Annotated in this window: 11 protein-coding genes; all 11 read right to left on the bottom strand. The window is 58.3% G+C overall.

Annotated features, from left to right (window positions below):
- Nucleotides 1-33: 33 nt before the first annotated feature.
- The 11 genes from D3H35_RS18125 to D3H35_RS18080 all read right to left on the bottom strand — a co-directional run bounded on the left by D3H35_RS18125 (nt 34) and on the right by D3H35_RS18080 (nt 16,952).
- Nucleotides 34-1,698 (bottom strand): hypothetical protein, encoded by a 1,665-nt coding sequence (locus tag D3H35_RS18125; protein WP_119150632.1) that lies wholly within the window; start codon nt 1,696-1,698, stop codon nt 34-36.
- Nucleotides 1,695-3,827, bottom strand: coding sequence for a hypothetical protein (locus D3H35_RS18120; protein ID WP_119150631.1), 2,133 nt, complete (start codon nt 3,825-3,827; stop codon nt 1,695-1,697). Before D3H35_RS18120 ends, D3H35_RS18125 begins: the two co-directional genes overlap by 4 nt.
- A 58-nt stretch (nt 3,828-3,885) precedes the next feature.
- Entirely contained in the window at nt 3,886-5,328 is a 1,443-nt protein-coding gene (locus D3H35_RS18115) for a putative baseplate assembly protein (RefSeq protein ID WP_119150630.1), read from the bottom strand.
- 58 nt (nt 5,329-5,386) lie between these two features.
- A complete protein-coding gene (locus D3H35_RS18110) occupies nt 5,387-5,956 on the bottom strand; it encodes a hypothetical protein (RefSeq protein WP_147355885.1) in 570 nt (189 codons plus the stop codon).
- A 213-nt stretch (nt 5,957-6,169) separates the two neighbouring features.
- On the bottom strand, nt 6,170-9,052 hold the full coding sequence (locus tag D3H35_RS18105) for a baseplate J/gp47 family protein (RefSeq protein WP_158594173.1): 2,883 nt from the start codon (nt 9,050-9,052) through the stop codon (nt 6,170-6,172).
- A gap of 11 nt (nt 9,053-9,063) precedes the next feature.
- Complete coding sequence (locus D3H35_RS30825; RefSeq protein ID WP_158594172.1) at nt 9,064-9,264, bottom strand: hypothetical protein; 201 nt, start codon at nt 9,262-9,264, stop codon at nt 9,064-9,066.
- Nucleotides 9,265-9,282: 18 nt separating this feature from the next.
- Nucleotides 9,283-9,684 (bottom strand): GPW/gp25 family protein, encoded by a 402-nt coding sequence (locus D3H35_RS18100; RefSeq protein WP_119150627.1) that lies wholly within the window; start codon nt 9,682-9,684, stop codon nt 9,283-9,285.
- Between the two features lie 42 nt (nt 9,685-9,726).
- A complete protein-coding gene (locus D3H35_RS18095; protein ID WP_119150626.1) occupies nt 9,727-10,434 on the bottom strand; it encodes a phage baseplate assembly protein V in 708 nt (235 codons plus the stop codon).
- Complete coding sequence (locus D3H35_RS18090; protein WP_119150625.1) at nt 10,434-11,531, bottom strand: phage late control D family protein; 1,098 nt, start codon at nt 11,529-11,531, stop codon at nt 10,434-10,436. Before D3H35_RS18090 ends, D3H35_RS18095 begins: the two co-directional genes overlap by 1 nt.
- Nucleotides 11,532-11,538: 7 nt before the next feature.
- On the bottom strand, nt 11,539-12,165 hold the full coding sequence (locus tag D3H35_RS18085; protein WP_119150624.1) for a CIS tube protein: 627 nt from the start codon (nt 12,163-12,165) through the stop codon (nt 11,539-11,541).
- Nucleotides 12,166-12,503: 338 nt separating this feature from the next.
- The gene (locus D3H35_RS18080; RefSeq protein WP_119150623.1) at nt 12,504-16,952 is read right to left on the bottom strand and encodes a serine-rich family protein; all 4,449 of its coding nucleotides are present in this window, start codon (nt 16,950-16,952) and stop codon (nt 12,504-12,506) included.
- Nucleotides 16,953-16,992: the final 40 nt, after the last annotated feature.

The raw sequence follows: 16,992 nt of genomic DNA, 5'->3' as shown, positions 1-16,992 counted from the left end.
GGACGGAGAAGCCTTCGAAATCCTTGTTCCTTGTTACTTTTCTTCGGATGCCGCCGCTTGCGAGAACGCAATCGCTTCCGCTATGTCGGCAGGAATCGAGGATTCGACGCCGTCGTGCAGCTTCTTGAACGCCCACCAGCGGACGCGCAGCGAGGATATTTCCGCCGTATCCTTCAGCTTCATGCCGATTCGGAACGTTCCTTTGTCGGGATATACAAGAGTTCCGAACGAGACTCCGGGGAGCTCCGCTTCGTACTCCGTATCCTTGAACACGTCAACCGCGCCGTAGTAAACGCGCTCGCCGTCCGAGCCGACGGCGGCATCGGCCTTGGGAGTCTCCTCCAAGCCTACGACAATTGTAACATGTCCGGTTCCAAGGCCGTGAGCAATCTCTTCCGTAACGAAATTGCGTTGTCCTCGTGAGAAAAGGCGAAGCCCGGTTTTGGCGTTTTTCTCGAGCGGAACCTCCAGCATTCCCGTCGCGATCTCGTCGTGGATCGCTTGAGGCTTAGGAATTCCGAGCTTGAAATCGAACGCGTTGCGCTCCGGATGGTAGACAACGTCCAGCTCGGGAGTGCTTCCGTAAGACAAATCGTATGCTTTCGCTTCGGCATAAAACCGGTTTAAGGAAGAGGAACGGCCGTTCAACGTTATTCTCTGCATGAGAGAAGCATTCGGAATATATTCTCCGAAAGGCACCCGCTCGACCTGCTCGATCATATAGGTGGGGCCGAGCTGGAGAAGACCGATTTTGGCCAAGCAAACGTGCTGATCGGCATAGCCTTCGACCGCTTGGTCCAGCGGACGCTCATACCAATCCTTAAGCACTCGCTCCGCCACCGGCTGCTCGATAATGTCCACTCCGTGCGTAACGGTATGGTCGATCGGAATGCGGTTGTCTCCGATGAATAGCTCGAGCGCTTCCGGACGAAGCGTCAGCTTGCCGACCGTGCCGGCCTTATCCTGCACCTTGACGCTGTAGGAATGCCTATATTCGGTCTCCTGGCTGTCGCCCGGTTCAAGAAACCGAACGCTCGAACCGTCTTTGCCGAGAGGATCGAAGCCTTCGGCGGAATAGTCGAAGGCTAGCGATACGCGAGGCGTTTGGAGCGTCTTCTCGACAATGAGAACGACGTCGACAACGTCGCCGGGATTGGCGTATTTCGGCATCCGCTGCGTAACCCGCACATGAGAGTCTTGATAGAGCGTGACGATGTCTTCGAGAAGGCCCGCATGCTCGAAAGACGCGGGCGCCGGCGGCTCTTCCTTCACGAACAGACGATACGACTCCAGGTAACGATTGTACTCGTTCACCTCTTCGCCCCGTACGGAGGAATTGCCGACGGAATGAACCGGCTCCCTCCCTTTCTCGTCATAAGCGGCATAGAGATAGACGTTCTTCTTGTACTCGTTGTTAGTGAACCCTTCGATCATCGACAGCTTGAGGGTGACCGGAGAAGAAATGACGATTTCGCGGCCGAGATAATCGAGCGCGACTCCCATCTCAACCGTAATCGTCTTGTCGTCGACGGGAACGACCTGCATGCCCGCCACGACGCCGCTGCCGAACAACAGCCGGTTAAGCAGCCGCCTTTTGTCGTTGAAATATTTTTGCTCGGATTCGAAGTCTCTTACCGTCAGCAGCTTTCCGTAGAAGTACCGGTTCCTCTCGAAAGGAAACATTCTCGTTTTTTTCACCGTAAAGCCCTCCTCCTTATTCCAACTCGGAATCCAGTTCCAGCCTCGTGTGCGCGTCCATTCGCCGGTCCATATCCGTGTCCACGATCAGCGTGTCGTTCGGCATGTTCCGATCGGCGTATATCGTGAATAGAGATGGCTCGGTCAGCAGCGTGTTGACGCCTAGATAGGTATGTAAATCGAGATACATCCAAGGTTGAAGCCACATCATCCGGACTTCCGTGTACGCCGGGATATGGTCCTCGACCAACGATTTCAGCAGCACGCGTTCCTTGTCGGAATCGGCTTTCCCCGCATGCAGGAGCAGCGTGAACGTGTGAGGATCGTCCCCGTACAAATGATCGGTCAGCCATCTGAGCTCGGCATGCTCCCGCATCGCTTTGTATTGGAATGGCTCGACGATGATAGGCGGAGTGCCGGTAAGCGTCTCGATCAGCGTTACGATCCCCCGCTTCGTTCCCCGGTAATGGTAAAGCTCGGGAGCGGGCCCGGATCAGCCTTCGAACCCATTCGTCGCTCCAGTGCTCGTCGCATGCAATACCGAGCCAGGATGCGAGCCAGCGCAACTGGCTTCCGTTGACGCGCTCGCGATCGAATTGCAAGGCCATTCCTTCGATCTTCTCTTCCATATCGTCGAACAGCGTTCCGAACAGCGACAGGAATCGTTCGAGGAAATCGCTGCCGCTCTCCTCCCGGTAAACGGACGGCAAATGAGAGAGCAGCGTGTCCCTCGGGAAGTAAACCCGCAGCCGCCTTAGCGTCGGCGCGGTTCGTTCGCTGCCGATCCATTCGATCTTCAGCCATAAGTATCGTCCTTGCGCTTCGAAGAACAACGCATCCGCCGGATTGATGACAGGCTCGGACCAGTAAGGCGCTAGTCCCGCGAGTTTCTCGTCGAAAGAGATATCCTTGCCGGATATCCACTCGTTCACGCTTCGAACGGAATGGCCGATCACCCGCTTATCCGAGTCCGAGCTAAAATAGGAAACCCGAATTTGCGTGCCGTCTGGAATGTCCGCGTCCAGCGTGAATTTGTGCCATACCGTCTCGGCTTCCGCGCTGTCGAACGCCGAGGACAGCCATATCCCTTCGGGCGCGCCGATTCCTTCCCAGCCAAGCGTCTGCGGCTGCAATTCCAGAACGGTAATCGTCCGGTTCTCCGCGTTCCAGATGTACATTCGGTCGCTTCCATCGATGAGCAGCCCATCGGTTTTGCCGCGGAAGCCCGCTACCCGCCCGATCAATTCGCCGTCGGCTCCGAAATGAAGGATGAAGCGGTCATCCTCGCTTTCCTCTCCGATGATCCGCGAATCTCCGAGGTACATTTGCCGATTCGAGTCAACCCCCAGCCCGGCGAACGACAGCGGAGGAAGCACCATCCGGGTCAGAAGCCGTCCCTCCAGCCCGAAGACGAACAGCACCCGCCCGCGGCTGTCGAAAGCGTGAATGCCGCCGTCCGGCGAAACGGCGAGAAATACGATTCCTCTCCAATCGCCGCTCGATTCCGGCAAATACGCGGCAAACCGGTCGTCGGTGAATACGGCGTCCATCCCTCCCGACAGGGTCAGCCGGATCAAGGCCAGCGGCACGAGTCCGTTCGCGTCGGGCTCGCACTCTTCCAGCTCGGCTCTAGGCGATAAAACGTAAACGTAGTTATCGTCGGAAGCGGCCGCGAGCGGATAGAAGGGAACCCCGTCCAGCATTCCTCCGCTTCTCTGCCATTTCATTTGTCCGTTGGCCATATCGTATGCGGCTATGGTCGGCTCGCCGACTCCATCGGGAGATGCGTCGGCGACGAACAGCAAGTCGCCGGTAACCGCAAGCTGAGCGGTGCCTCCGAACAACCCGTGGCCGGTTACGAACAGCCTTTCGTGATGCCGGCTTTTTCTGTCGTAGGTCCACAGATCGCCGTCCTCGCTCAGAAGAACGAGACGGCCGAGAGGGCCGACGCAGAAGCCGCTCACCTCGCCGATCCCTTCGAGCGTTTCCAGCTGAAGAGTATCGAGAATGCCGTATTTTTCGCCCTTTCGCACTGTCATTCCATCGGTATCCTCCAGGTTTCGCGCTACGCCCCTGCGACCCCAATGCTCAGACCGGTTAACCGAAAAATAGGTGCTGCCATCTTCCATGTCGAGCCCTCCTCTCTTTTCCGTCGTTCGGCTTCGAAAGCCTTCGAGACTTCACAGGCTACAGCTGTGTACGGCTAATCAATTCGATCCGGTGTTCTCCGGAATATGCAAGTCCGTTCGGAGGCAGCAAAATGTCTCCCCCCGCGTTTTTACGAACGTAGCGTCCTTCGGAATCGAGCCACAAGTCCTGCACGTAAGCGACTCCGTTCATTCGGCTGATGACGCCGAAAATATCGCCTTTGTGCACCGTTCGTCCGAAGGGCCAGCCCTCCGAGCTGCCGGACCTTCCAAGCGGCGTCAGCAATCGGTTCAGCTCGGCAACGATCCTCCGCGCCTCTTCCATGAAATGCGGCTCTACGACGACAGTCGCGTGAACGGTTACCCGTACGTATTCCGGCGCGATGACGTGAACCTCCGTCGTAAGCAGCCTTCGTTCATCCAAATGCCGCGCGACGGTGCCCAGAAAACCAACGCTGGGCTGAGGCGTCTCATCCAAGCCTTGCGGCACGACGACAACGGTAACCGCGCCCGGAGAATCCGGCTTTCCCGGAGCGAAGCCTGGAATGACGTGCGCACGGGCGACCTTCAATCCGGGCGTCTCCATAGCGATAGCCCGGTAGTCGTCGTTCGTCACCGCGCAGTAAGGCTTCTGCCATTCCGCCTGCGCCCGTTCCAGACATTCCCCAAGCGACTCGCCTTCCTCCCCGCCGGAAGCGTATGCCGTATTCGTAACGGATATGCCCAGCGCCCGTTGCACCGGCGACACCCATTCCGTCAGAAGATCAGGCTTAATGTTGCCGCGCTCTCCTCCGCCGACTACACATGTCGTCAAGACGACATTCGAATATTCGTATGCCGCGGGAATCGCGCCGCTCTCGTCGTTGCCGAACCGCAGCTCGCCCGATTCCGTATCGAAGACGAAATGTCTGTCCAACGGACCGGAGCGGTCGAAATCGGCTACCGCCTCCCAATCCTCCCAGACAAGCTCGCCCGCGCTCTCGTCAAACGCTCCGACCTGAAGCCGCATGCCGTCCGCGCGCCGGCACGGCAAATCGTACAGCCTGATCGTCTGAAGAGGCAAGCCGTTGCTTCGGCCGATCATGGCGACGGATGCGAACTCCATCGTATGGCGAATGATTCTGACGGTGCCTGTGCCTTCGCGCGGAATAGCCCCACGCACTCCGTCTCCGAAGCGCACCGTTTGCGGGCCGTCCGCATCCGGCCGTTCCACCCGATACAAGCGATCGTCCGGACCTGCGCCGTCCCAGCTCGCCGTTTCCCGCCATTCTCTCCATCGCCCGTCTTGCCCGAGCACTTGCACGCGCAGCTGCCCGTAACGGGCAAGCCAACTATCGGCAACGAGAGAAAAAGAAGGCGTGCCGGGACTGTCATACGACTCCTGCTCGCTTAACGTATCCTGCTGCGTCGCATTCACCGTATTGAGCAAAATCCGGTGAATGCGGGAGGCAGCTCGTAGCCGGGCTCCTCCAGCGTGCAGCAAATCCAGTATCTCGGCCTGTCGTTCGCCGGATGCACGAGAACCGGCCGCATCCGGGACGTTACCCGAAAAGCAAGCCGTCCGCTGAACGACAGATGTACGGTATCGTCGCTAATGACGTCGAGAGGAAGCCATGACGCCCCCGAAGCTTCCTCGAAGCCGTAGGCTTTCCATGAAATCTTGGCAGAAGGAAGCACCTGCCCGACGTTAGCCGGAGCTTTCCTGTCGTCGCGAGCCGGATCGACAGCGTCACCGTCTCTCCGACCTCCGGTTCCTGATCAAACGCCACGTAAAAGCGGCTGCCTGCATGAGCTTCCCGCCCGAACGCGAAAAAAGCGGTATTCCCTCCGGTATTCGATGCCGTCATATCGCTCGCTTCACGTTCCGTCCTGACGACGATCCGTTCGATGGCAAGGGGCAGCAGATGGATGGCATCCGCCGTCTCGAAGAGCTGATCGTCCGCCAGCAGCTTCGTGCCCCGAGGCAGCAGCAGCCGTTCGCGCACGCCGTCGAAAGACGCTTCCGTAACGGCGGATACCGCCTCCCGCTTCTCCACGCCCAGCAAATCCAAAAACTTGTAATAATTCCGATCCGGTACACGGCTTAAGTAATATTGCTGCATTTCGCTCAACCAAGCGAAAAGCTCGAGAAACGTCATCCCGGGTCGTGCGCGTTCTCATCCGTCCATTCCGGCAAACGAGTCGGGATCCCGCGTCGAGCATCCTGCAAAATAGTCTGGAACGAACGATCGTCCAGCGGCAGACGTGGAAGCATCGATCAGCCCTCCTTTCGGCTTCATTTATTTATCGTTGAAATCGATCGCGAATCGATATGGACAATCTCGTCATCCGATCACTACGTTAACCCGATGCGTTCCGCTCGTCACAATTCCGTGCGGCAAGTCTCCAAGACTGCCCGCCGGTATTTCGGTCGTCACTCCGTTCTCAAGCTTGAACACGTTCAGATGAACTTGCTCCACCCGCTGAACACCGCGAACCGACTGAAGCAGCCCGTAAAAGACGGACGGATGAACCGGCTCGCCGATTTCCCAGCCCTGCCCGTCCGATTTGCCTGTCACCGGATCGAGGAATCGGCTGAGACGTTCCAGACACATCGATTCGGCCGGCATAACAAAATCGGGCGAATCGACCGCGACCGTGGCGGTTACGGACACTTCGAGCAGCACGGGAAGCATGACCGTAAGCCTGCCGCCCGTCGCAACCAAATTCGAAGCTCGTTCGCGAAGCTCGGCTTCCAGCTTTCTCTTCACCGCCGGAAAATGCTCCGACGCCTCGCGTCCGCCGGCCGGCAATACGGCCACGGCCAACGAGCCGGGCTTGCGCTGCATTCGGGCGTCGCGGTTCGGCAGGCATCTTACCTTGACGATGCCCGGGTCGATCTCGCGAACGAGCCATTCCGCATCGGATGCGGATATCGCCCGGCCGCGATGCTTCAATTGCTGCGGCCCGCGCCGAAGAGCGCCGTCGAGCGGCTCGGTGTCGCCGCCGCCGACTGCGGGAGCCGGATTAACGGCCCGTTCGACGAAAGCGATCGGCTGCAGAAGATTCGTTATCGTTCCGGCGGCGGTATTGCCGCGCAGCCCTTCCGTTACCCGATAGGTCGCGCGAATTTTATCTCCGCCGTCCTGAGGAGGCTTCATTCCGCGTGTCCCGTTGCCGAACTGAAGCAGCCCGGAGGCCGAATCGAGCGTGTAATGGCGATCGTCCGAGGTTGAAGCCCCGAAGGAGCGCACCCTCTCCCAGCGAACCCAAAGCCGTTGAATTCCTCCGTCGCTGTCGCGGTATACTTCGTACCGCTCCGGCGCGGCTTCCAGCTGTCTCTCAAGCTCATGCTCGGCGACGTGGCCCGTTTCGTCCACCCAAATTTCTTCCGATATGACCGGAGAGCGCGACAGAACGAATCCCCCTCTGCCGCGTTCCGGATACTCGCCCGTTATCGTCTGCCGCTGAACGACCGCCACGCTGTTGCGCCGTATCGAAGCCGCCGTCGGAACAGCCGCTCCGGCCTCCCCGTATTTGCCGTCTCTGTTCAGAGCGCGCAGCCATACCCGCTCCCTCCCGAACAACGATACCGGGGCAAGCTCGGCGGGACCGACGAACTGCAGCGTTCCGTTCTCGGTAAAGCCTTCCGTGTCGTCGCTCGTCTTGAGCGCCACCCATTTCCAGCCGCCTGCCGCGCTGCGAACGCAAGCTTCCCATTCGATCCAAGGCGCTTCGCCTTCTGCGGGAACTTTGCGGCCGAGCGTGAACTGCAGCCGGATCGGCCCCTTCAACGGAGGACTATCGAAGCCGGCATACAATGCCGGAGAAGGACAGGCGATCGGCACGAACGGCTTGAACGTCGCGCCGCCTTGACGCGCCGTTGCGGTAACGTCGCGCAGCTCCGCGTTGTTAAGCGTAAAGGCCGATTGCGCGATCAACTCGTCCGAGTCGTCGTACGCATAGGAAAAGGCAGGCGCGGACAACCAAGGGCTCATATATTCCACGACCGGAGCCGAGATCGGATCGACAGCCAGCACGCGCGCTCTTATCCAGCGATCCTCGCGTCCGTTCACGTAAGCGGGCGCCAGATCCTCCGGGCAATCGAACTCCAGCCGGTAATCGGTTTCTTCCTCCGGCATTTGCGCGAAGAGCTCGTCATACCTCGCAGTGCCTTGCAGCTTCATCCAATTGTCGCCGTTCCAATACTCCCACTGAACTTTGCGTATCAGAATCCGAGGCAGCGGCTTTTTTTCGAAATCGAACGTTCTCATGACCATTTTCCATTTGATTTCCGGATCGGGCGCCGAGCGCAGAGAACTCGGTACGACGCGCCCCTTGAACGTCATCGTCAATCGGCTGCCCCGTTTGCTCAAAGCTTCCGGACAAGCGGCATAGAAAACCGCATAAGGCAGAAAGTGCTCGCCGAACGGCGCGAAGCCGGCTCCATCGAGCTGCGTATCGTTAAAATAAAGCTCGTCCGCAGGAATGCCCGCCGCGTCAAGCTGCCGGTCATGCGAAGCTCGAAGCGTAATACGATCCATATCGGGCACGGCGCCGAGAGCCTCGGGCGCCGAGACGCCGTCGGCCGCGGGTCTGATCCGGCAGCGAATCCACCTTCCGGAAATACCTCCGATTACCGTCTCCTCGACGGGACCGCTCGATTTTTTGCGCAGAGTCACTTCCCGCCCGGATACGGACATATCCTCGAATGGAATCCATTCGTCTCCTTGCGAATAAGACCATTCCATCCAATCGGAGCGGCCTGCGACGGCGGCAAGCTCGGTCTCGACGTATCTCTTCTCCGCGTTATGCCACTTCAGTATAAGGCGGGCGGGATGGTCAAGGCGGAACAGATCGTCGTGGCGCAAGTAGAAGACGTGCTCCTGCAGGTTGACGCCCTCGACGGAAAACAGCGGAATTTCCGGAGCCGCGTTCGCGGCAAGCGCCTCATCGTATTGTTCGGCAGACAGCACGATCCGGTCGCGGGCCGGATTCACATTGAGCAGATCCGTCAGTTTGGCCGGCGTCACTAGCAAGGCGCTTTCGGTTTCGAACGGAATATCTTCGCCGCCGTCTTCCGCGGCAGCCGCAATAACCGTTCCTCCCGGCACGAATACGGGCTCGCGAACGCCCTCGTTCAACGAAAATACGACATGCGCCTTCGCGGGACGAGCAGGCTGCAACGAAACTTGCAGCAGATCGAGAAAAGAAACAAGATTGTTCAACGGGACGCGGTTCAGCCTTTTGGCATTCTCGCCAAGCATCTCCGCAGCCAGAAAAAAGAGCGCCGTCCGGCATCCGGGTCGTCGGGAGAAAACCGCCATTCCGGCGTATAGTGGGGAACCATCGCTTTCATTTGACGGGTGAGAGCGGATAGGTCCCTCCCGTCTATCGCCGGCGGACGGCTTGCTCCGCCCGGCCTCGCCGCTTCTGTCATCGGTTTGATCTCTCCCGTTTATTTCGTGCCTTCTTCGAGATAGAAGGGGTATACCTGGTTGAATAGATTGTTCGTCGATCGGACGACATACGAAATTTGCAGAAGCATTCGTCCGGGCTCGCTGTCGTCGGGCAGCGCCGTCACTTCGACGTCGGTCACCCTCGGCTCCCATACCGTAATCGCTTCGCAAACGTCGGTCTCCAATAGTCGGAGAGACGTCTCGTCCATCGTTCCGAAGGCGAAGTCCCTCAAGCCGCAGCCGAAGCTCGGGCGCATGACGCGTTCCCCCTTCGAGGTCATGAGGATGACGCGAACCGCTTCCGCGATATCGTCTTCCCCTTCCGAGAGCAAAAATCTCCCGGTCGTCTTGTCAACCTGAACGGGAAACTTCCACCCTCTGCCCAAGAATGATGCGCTCATCGCTGCGCCCCCTTTTTTCCTCTGCGGCTTCGCCGTTGCGGATTAATTGATTTTCACTAACGAGCCTTTGATGTTCACAATGCCGCTGGATTCAAGATTAAGACTCGCGTTCGCCTTAAGTGTCATCTGGGCCGTCGCCTCGACCTTGATTTGCGTGCTCTTGATCGTAATGCCGGTCGTGGAGTCGACGTTGATGTTGCCTTTGTTGTCGATCGTAATTTTGTTCGTGCCGGATTTGAGCGTGAGCGTTCCCGACGAGCCTCCTTCGAGAGTGACGACGGGACCGGTCGAGCCGGCCTTGATTTCGACTTTGTCGTTCTGGTCGACGAATTCGAGCTGCATTCCCTTTTTGGATTTCAGCGTTACTTTGGCGGCGCTCGACGTATCGTCAAAAATGAATTCGTGACCGTGCTTGGAGACGATTTTGCGAATGTTGTTGTTCTCGTCGGGCGTCGGAGGCTTGCTGTTCTTGTTCCAGAGGGAGCCGACGACGATCGGCATGTTCAGGTTGCCCAGCACGAACGCTACGAGCACCTCGTCGTCGACTTCCGGAATGAACACCGATCCCCGGCTTCCCCCGGTCATGAACGTCGTGACGGATGCCCAGTCGGACTCGTGCTCGTTCTCCCTCAACGGGAATTTGAGCTTCACCCTTCCGAGCTTCTCGGGGTCTTTGTTGTTCGTAACCTTGGCGATCATGACGCCGTTAATGATACCGGCCTGCTGCTGTTGCGGCGGATAATTAAACATCAGATCGCGTTCCCCTCTACCGAAAAATTCGTCACATAGCCCCGGTTGTCGATCTTGTGCGTAACGCCCGACAGCCGCAGCGGCTGGTTGAATTTCGGACCCAGTCCGTCAAGCTTGATATGGCGTCCCGCCCGCAGCTCCGGCAGGCCGATGCATTCGCCCTCCCCGGATATTAGGCCCATCGCCCGCTCGTTGAGCATGGAGTTCGCGAGCTTCTGCGCTTCGGACTGCGTCTGGACGTTGCTGTAGACCGTCTCGACCAGATGGCTCGACAATGCGGCCATAATGTTGGCTCCGGTTTTGCCGTTCGTGCCCATAATGTTGACCGACTGGGACACCGCTTGAAACGGAATGCGCGTTGCCGGATCGACGCTGCGGACGATAATTTGGCTAACCTGATTCGATATATCGACGTCTGTCGAATAGCTTTTCAAGTTTTTGCCGTACATGAGCGTAATGACCGGGCTAGCGGATGCGTTCGGTTTTTTGAAATAGAGCTTTTGGCCGATAACGAAAAAATCGTGGTTGTTCGACTCTGCCAGCTCCTTCAAAAAATGAAAATCGCTCGCCTGAAGCTGCTCGATCGTCGGAACCGGAGTCATCGTGTCGTCTACCTGGAGCTGCAGCCCGTATTTGCCGCCGATCTCTTTGACAACATCGCTTACTTTCTTATCGCGCCAAAGGTTTGATTTGACGCTTCGCATCATAAGCATCGATTTGTCCATGCCTCGTACCGTGACGGAAGGCTGCCCCTCCGACGGATAGTCGAGCGAAATGCCGGTTACAATCCCTTGAAAAACTTCCTCAAGCTTGTCCTTGTAGCCTATCTTGATCGTGATCGATTTGCCTACTTCGAGCAAGGAGCCGACCCAGTTGAACGAGCGCGAGACGGCGTTGTAGGCGTTCTCGACCCGAAAGTTGAACGAGTCGGCGCGCGCTTCGATCGTCGTCTCCACCGTTAGCGAGGAGACGGCGATTCGCTGCAAAGTAAGGCTTTGCCCGTCGATGAGAATGTCGAACGCCGGAGCGTAAAAGCTGCCGTATTTCTTCTCCAGCGCATCGAAGGTATATGTGGTCGTATCGAATTTGATAGCCATGATCCGCTCACTCCAGCCTCGGAATAGTCAGCTTGCGCCCGACGGGAAGCTTGCGCGGGTTGTCGATGCCGTTCGCTTCCGCGATCGCCCGCCAGTGCGACGGGTCTTCGTATTCTTCGGCGGCAAGCATCCATAGCTGCTCGTCCTGCTTCAGCGTCTTCTGCTTCGTCCGGTCCGCGCTTTGGCGGGGAACGTTCTGGTATTGCTCCGTCATCGACTGTACGGCTCGAAAAGTGACGTTCAGCGTGGCGCGCACCGGAATGCCGCTATTGAGAAACATCGTAAATCGCTGCGACACTTTTTCCGCCACGCCTTTGAAATCGAGCGAGCCCCAGACGAAGCGGCACAGCGGCGGCGCGTGGAGATCGCGGTCGACGTTCAGCAAACCGGTTACTTTGGCGGTATGCGCTCGGACGTCGGTGCCTTTCTCGTACGTATCGAAAAAGAGGTCCATCGTCAGCGTCGTCGCCTCCCCGCTCACAAACTGGGCGATCGGCGACTGCAAGCCGGGAATCGTCTGCCACGAGAACGTGTTGCCCGATTGCAGCACGTATTCGTTCGGATTGAACAGCACATCGACCGTCTCTTGCGAGTTGCTTTTGATAATGATGATCTTGGCCTTGGTGAGCGACAAGCCGATGGCCTCCTTTCCTGTGTTCGCTTGCAGGCTGCTGGTGGTGCGGGTGATGCTCTTGGTGCCGCTGGTGATGCTCTTGGTGGGTGGTGCGGCTTGGTAATAAGACGACTTGTTCGTCTTATATGGAACAAACTAACTAGTTTGTATGGAATAAGACGACTATTTCGTCTTAATTGGCTGTGGTTGGTGGTTTTTGGATGCTTCGAGCGAGAATAGGGTGAATTGTTCGTCTTAATTCAAGCTCGGGGTGTGCTTCCGGCTACATTAAGGTGAATAATTCGTCTTATTCCGTTCGGTACGATAAGAACGTGTGCTGTTCGAGCAGGCATGCCGCTTCAGAAGCCGCGAAGACGCTGCTCGAACTTCATTTTTTTCATGAGCGATTTGTAGACTTGATCCGCCAGTTGATCCGGATTAAGCTGCGGCAGCGAGCTTAGCGCTTGCTTCAACTGCTCCGCATCGATCTGCGGCGGAGCATCGATCTTGATCTCCCGCGAAGGCTCGGGCTGCGCGGGAGAGGCTTGCGGCGCCGAGCGCCGCAGCTCGAGCGCAGCCGCCGGCGCGCGCGGAGCTTGTGCCGTCGGCGGCTGGCCGCGCCTGCCGGCGGAAGCCGGTGCCGCGTGCGCGAGCTCCGCGTGCGGCGCGGCTTGTTGGGCGGCCGCGGCCGCTTGCTGCGGCGGAGCCGGCGGTTGATGCGGCGCGGCGACTCGGGCGCGAGCCGCAATGGTTGGGCGATCGGCGACAGCTATGGAGGCCGCTGCCGTTTGCCGTTTGTGCGAGAGCATGGCGGTCGCTGTCCCGGCAGGCGATTGGCGATTCTTCGAGAGCATCGATGACTCCGTATCGGGAGTTAACATTCTCATATGCGATAGCGCAATTGACATTGTTGCCATTGGCGATTGCCAATTGTGCGACATTGTTGCCGCTTGTCCGCTGATTGCGGTTTGTTCATCGACCGCTGTTGGACGCAACTGCGAATTCGATGCGGTTGTCCGATCGTTCGACGCCGCTCGTATGTGCGACATTGACGCGGTGGTTTCACCGTTTGCGAACGCTCGATTTTGAAATTGCGATGCCCTATTCTGATCGTTCAACGCTGACCGACTATTCGTGAATGGCGCTGGTTGTCCGCCATTTACGGGTGACCGCCTCTTTGATTGCCGGGCAGTAGTCCGATCGTTCAACATTGCCCTTTTGTGCAACATCAATATGGATGGCCGCTGCTGTGATCCTGTTGCGCTTGTTTGACCATTCGACGCTGACCGCTTGTGCGACATTGGGGCGGATGCTCCACCAATTACGGATGATCGCTGCTGCGACCCCGTTGCGCTTGTTTGGTCACTCGACGCTGACCGCTTGTGCGACAATGGTGCGGATGTTTCGCCGTTCACGGTTGGCCGCTGCTGCGACCCCGTTGTGCTTGTTTGGTCACTCGACGCTGACCGCTTGTGCGACAATGGTGCGGATGTTCCGCCGTTCTCGGATGGCCGCTGTTGCGACCCCGTTTCGCTTGTTTGGTCACTCGACGCTGACCGCTTGTGCGACAATGGTGCGGATGTTCCGCCGTTTACGGATGGCCGCTGCTGCGACCCCGTTGCGCTTGTTTGGTCACTCGACGCTGACCGCTTGTGCGACAATGGTGCAGATGTTCCGCCGTTCACGGATGGCCGCTGCTGCGACCCCGTTGCGCTTGTTTGACCATTCGGCGCTGACCGCTTGTGCGACAATGGTGCGGATGTTCCACCATTTACGGATGACCGCTGCTGAGACAATGGTGCAGATGACCCGCCGTTTACGGATGGCCGTTGCTGCGACAATGGTGCGGATGTTCCACTATTTACGGATGACCGCTGCTGCGACAATGGTGCGGATGTTCCGCCGTTTACGGATGGCCGTTGCAGCGACAATGGTGCGGATGTTCCGCCGTTTACGGATGGCCGCTGCTGCGATCCCGTTGCGCTTGTCCGACCGCTCGTCGCCGCTCGTTTATGCGATAGTGGGACGGATTGACCACCGTTCGCGGATGGCGGCTGCTGCAGCTGCGATGCGCCTATGCGATTGTTCGAGGATATTCGTTTAAGCGTCGTCGGCAAAGGTTGTCCGCCGTTTGCGATTGTCCGCAGTCGAGACTGCGCTGCGATTGCCTGACCGTCGGCGGGCGTGCTGCGCCGAACGCTTATGGCGGACTTTGGTTCGTTTGCGGACATTTTCTGATGCAATAGCGACGCTGAACCATCAAGATTGCCGAACGGCTTCGCCTCCGAGTGAACGTTCGATGCCGTTGCATCGGAAGACCGCTCTAACGACAGCTTGCCGGACGCAGCTCCGTTAGCCGATGGGCGCTTGTGAGCAAGCAAGGCGATCCCGTTGCCGAGCGTCATCCCTCGTCGAAGGACTATCCCTCGAGCGGCACTGCCCGCAAGGTCGAATGCGGATTGCGCTCCCGGCGCTCCTTCGGACTTGGCCGGAACGCTATTGCGACCGCCTCCGCTCGCAGGGAATCGCAAATCCGCCGAAGTGGCCTGATCCGTCGGCCTTTTCCCGGCCAAATGCGAGAAGCGGAGAGCACGTCCCTTCCACCAGGTTTTCGCTGCCGGGTAGATAAAGCTTCCGCTATCATCCTCTGCTGGCTTAGCCGAGTTCTTGACCGTCCCGGCAAGAGCCGGTGTCGAACGACTTTCGGACAAGCTCGCCATGCGTTCGGGCGATAGCGCGCCATCCGAATTTGTAGGAATCGGTCCGCTCGAATTCAATGCCGATCCAATTCCCGCCTCGGGAGCTTCGTCGACATGCGCATCCCTCCGCCCGCGATCTCGCAGCTCTTCCCGTCGCCCCGAAACCTTGCCGGAAGCGGCAGACGAAATGTCCGGCCCCTTAGAAATTGAGGGGGTATTGGCTGCATCGGCGGAATGATGCCTAGTTTGATCCGGCTGGCCCTTTCGTTCGGCCAGTCGATGAAAAACAAGCGGAAGCCTCGGGCTGAGCCCGGCCGTTACGGACAATGGATTTCGCAGATTCGCAGGCATCAAAGTCCGCTTTTCTATCGGGCGAACAAGCTCTCGTTCCTCCGAGAGCCGTCTCGCATTCTTCGACCGAGCGACCACGCCCTTCGGCTGCCGATGCGATAAAAAGACGCGGGAATAAAGCTCCCTGCTCCCTTTTCGAGGCGTATCGACGGTGCTTGTCGACGGACGGGCCGTTAACGGAGCTCTGCCAATCGAATTGCCGGAGACTGTCCGCGAGTCCGATGGCAGGATATGGCTCTCTTCCCCCTGCGGCAAGCTCGAAACGAGCACATCACGCTCCGTTCTCCTGTGCAAGCCAGACTGGGGGGCATCGCTGCCCTTCGCAATAGGCTGACCCGAATCCGGAGCTTGACGCCCGGCTTCCAAACTTGGGCGTTCGTCATGCGATTTCGGTTGCGGCATCGGTCTATTGGCAGCCGAGCTGCCCCCTGTCGGCGCTTGTTGCTCTATAAAAACCGTCTGCCGCCCTTCATGCCGACGCAATTGGAGCTTGAGTGCGACAGTGCCCGCATGCGAAGAGCTCTCCAGGCTTCCCCGGCGCGTTGCCGCCATAGTCCCGGCTTCCGCCAAACGTCGGAATGTCAGCGGAACGGATGGGTGGGACAAAATTTCGTGTCTATTAAGCTTAAGAAAATCAGACTTCCGCGATGAAAGAAGCGTCCGGCGCAGCCACGCCCTGACCGTCGTCAGCGAAGCATCGTTCATTCCTTCGCTTGAAACGCCCTTTGCCCCTTGTTCAGTGGGCAATTCCGTTCGGCCATCGGCGATAATTCCGTCGTCGGAACGATTATCCTGCAAGTCGCGTCGCTCGGTTCGATTCACACCCGAAACCGCAGATTTCCGCTTATTCGCGAACCTATACCGCACGGGAAGGGATGCTTCCTCGCTGCCGCGAAGCAGCCTGTTTATTAAAATCAAAGGGGAAAAAGACGCTCTCGCCTTCCGGGGCTGCTTGTCCTTGCCTATACCGAGGTTCCCTTTAACAAGGCCGACGGGTATAGCAGCGGACAGCTTCCAATTTCCCGATAGTCCCGTTAAGCCCGCTGATTTGGCCGACACGCCTGCAGCCGCTTCGTCTTTCCGTTCGCCGAATGGCGGCTCGTTTGCATCCAATTCCGGCTTCGGCATCGGGGGCGACTGCTGCGAATCCGGCTTCGCCGTTAATGCCGGAAACTGGCGTTGCTGCTTCTTGGCTTGTTTCGCCGAACGCCCCGTATGCTGGCTTGCCTTCGCTTCCGGAGCGACCGGCTTCGCAATCTGCGACCCGGACTCCGTTCTCGCATTCGCCGATTTCGCGGACCCGCGTTCTTGGCCGACTTCACGCTCAACGCCGGATTTTCCGTTTTCGTGCGCTCCGGCAACAGGCCCTTTGACGGCTTGCTCTCTCAACAGCCGCTGCTCGCGAATGATTCGCTCAACCTCTCGAACGACGACGGTTCGGCTTACTACGAGCTTTTCGACGATTTTTTCCCGCTCGACGATTCGCTCCTTGACGACTGCCTTTTCCCGAGGCTTCATTTGCTCCTTCGCCAAAGGCGGCATCGGCTGAACCGGCATCGTTACGTGAACGTGAACGGTACTCGGAGTTGCCTTCACGGGCTTGGTCTTGGCATCCGATTTCGAACGAAAAACGAGAGGAGCGCCGCTCTTGTCGCCGCGGCGAATGGGACCGTATTTGCCGAGAATATCTCCGGCGAACCGCTCGTGGCGCATCGCAAGACCGCCCTTCGATCTTGGCGCTACAGCCGTCCGTCCCATTGTCCCCTCCCCTTTCCATTAACGAAATCAGATCCGTTCC

The organism is Cohnella faecalis (genome assembly GCF_003570905.1).
Taxonomy (GTDB): Bacteria; Bacillota; Bacilli; order Paenibacillales; family Paenibacillaceae; genus Cohnella; species Cohnella faecalis.
The sequence above is the reverse complement of the archived record's forward strand: the minus strand, read 5'-3'. Positions and strand labels throughout refer to the sequence as shown.

What these genes read in the sequence shown, in the direction of transcription:
- D3H35_RS18090 (WP_119150625.1), bottom strand. Translation starts at nt 11,531, where the DNA reads ATGGCTATCAAATTCGATACGACCACATATACCTTCGATGCGCTGGAG.
- D3H35_RS18120 (WP_119150631.1), bottom strand. Translation starts at nt 3,827, where the DNA reads ATGGAAGATGGCAGCACCTATTTTTCGGTTAACCGGTCTGAGCATTGG.
- D3H35_RS18100 (WP_119150627.1), bottom strand. Translation starts at nt 9,684, where the DNA reads ATGAGCGCATCATTCTTGGGCAGAGGGTGGAAGTTTCCCGTTCAGGTT.
- D3H35_RS18080 (WP_119150623.1), bottom strand. Translation starts at nt 16,952, where the DNA reads ATGGGACGGACGGCTGTAGCGCCAAGATCGAAGGGCGGTCTTGCGATG.
- D3H35_RS18095 (WP_119150626.1), bottom strand. Translation starts at nt 10,434, where the DNA reads ATGTTTAATTATCCGCCGCAACAGCAGCAGGCCGGTATCATTAACGGC.
- D3H35_RS30825 (WP_158594172.1), bottom strand. Translation starts at nt 9,264, where the DNA reads ATGACAGAAGCGGCGAGGCCGGGCGGAGCAAGCCGTCCGCCGGCGATA.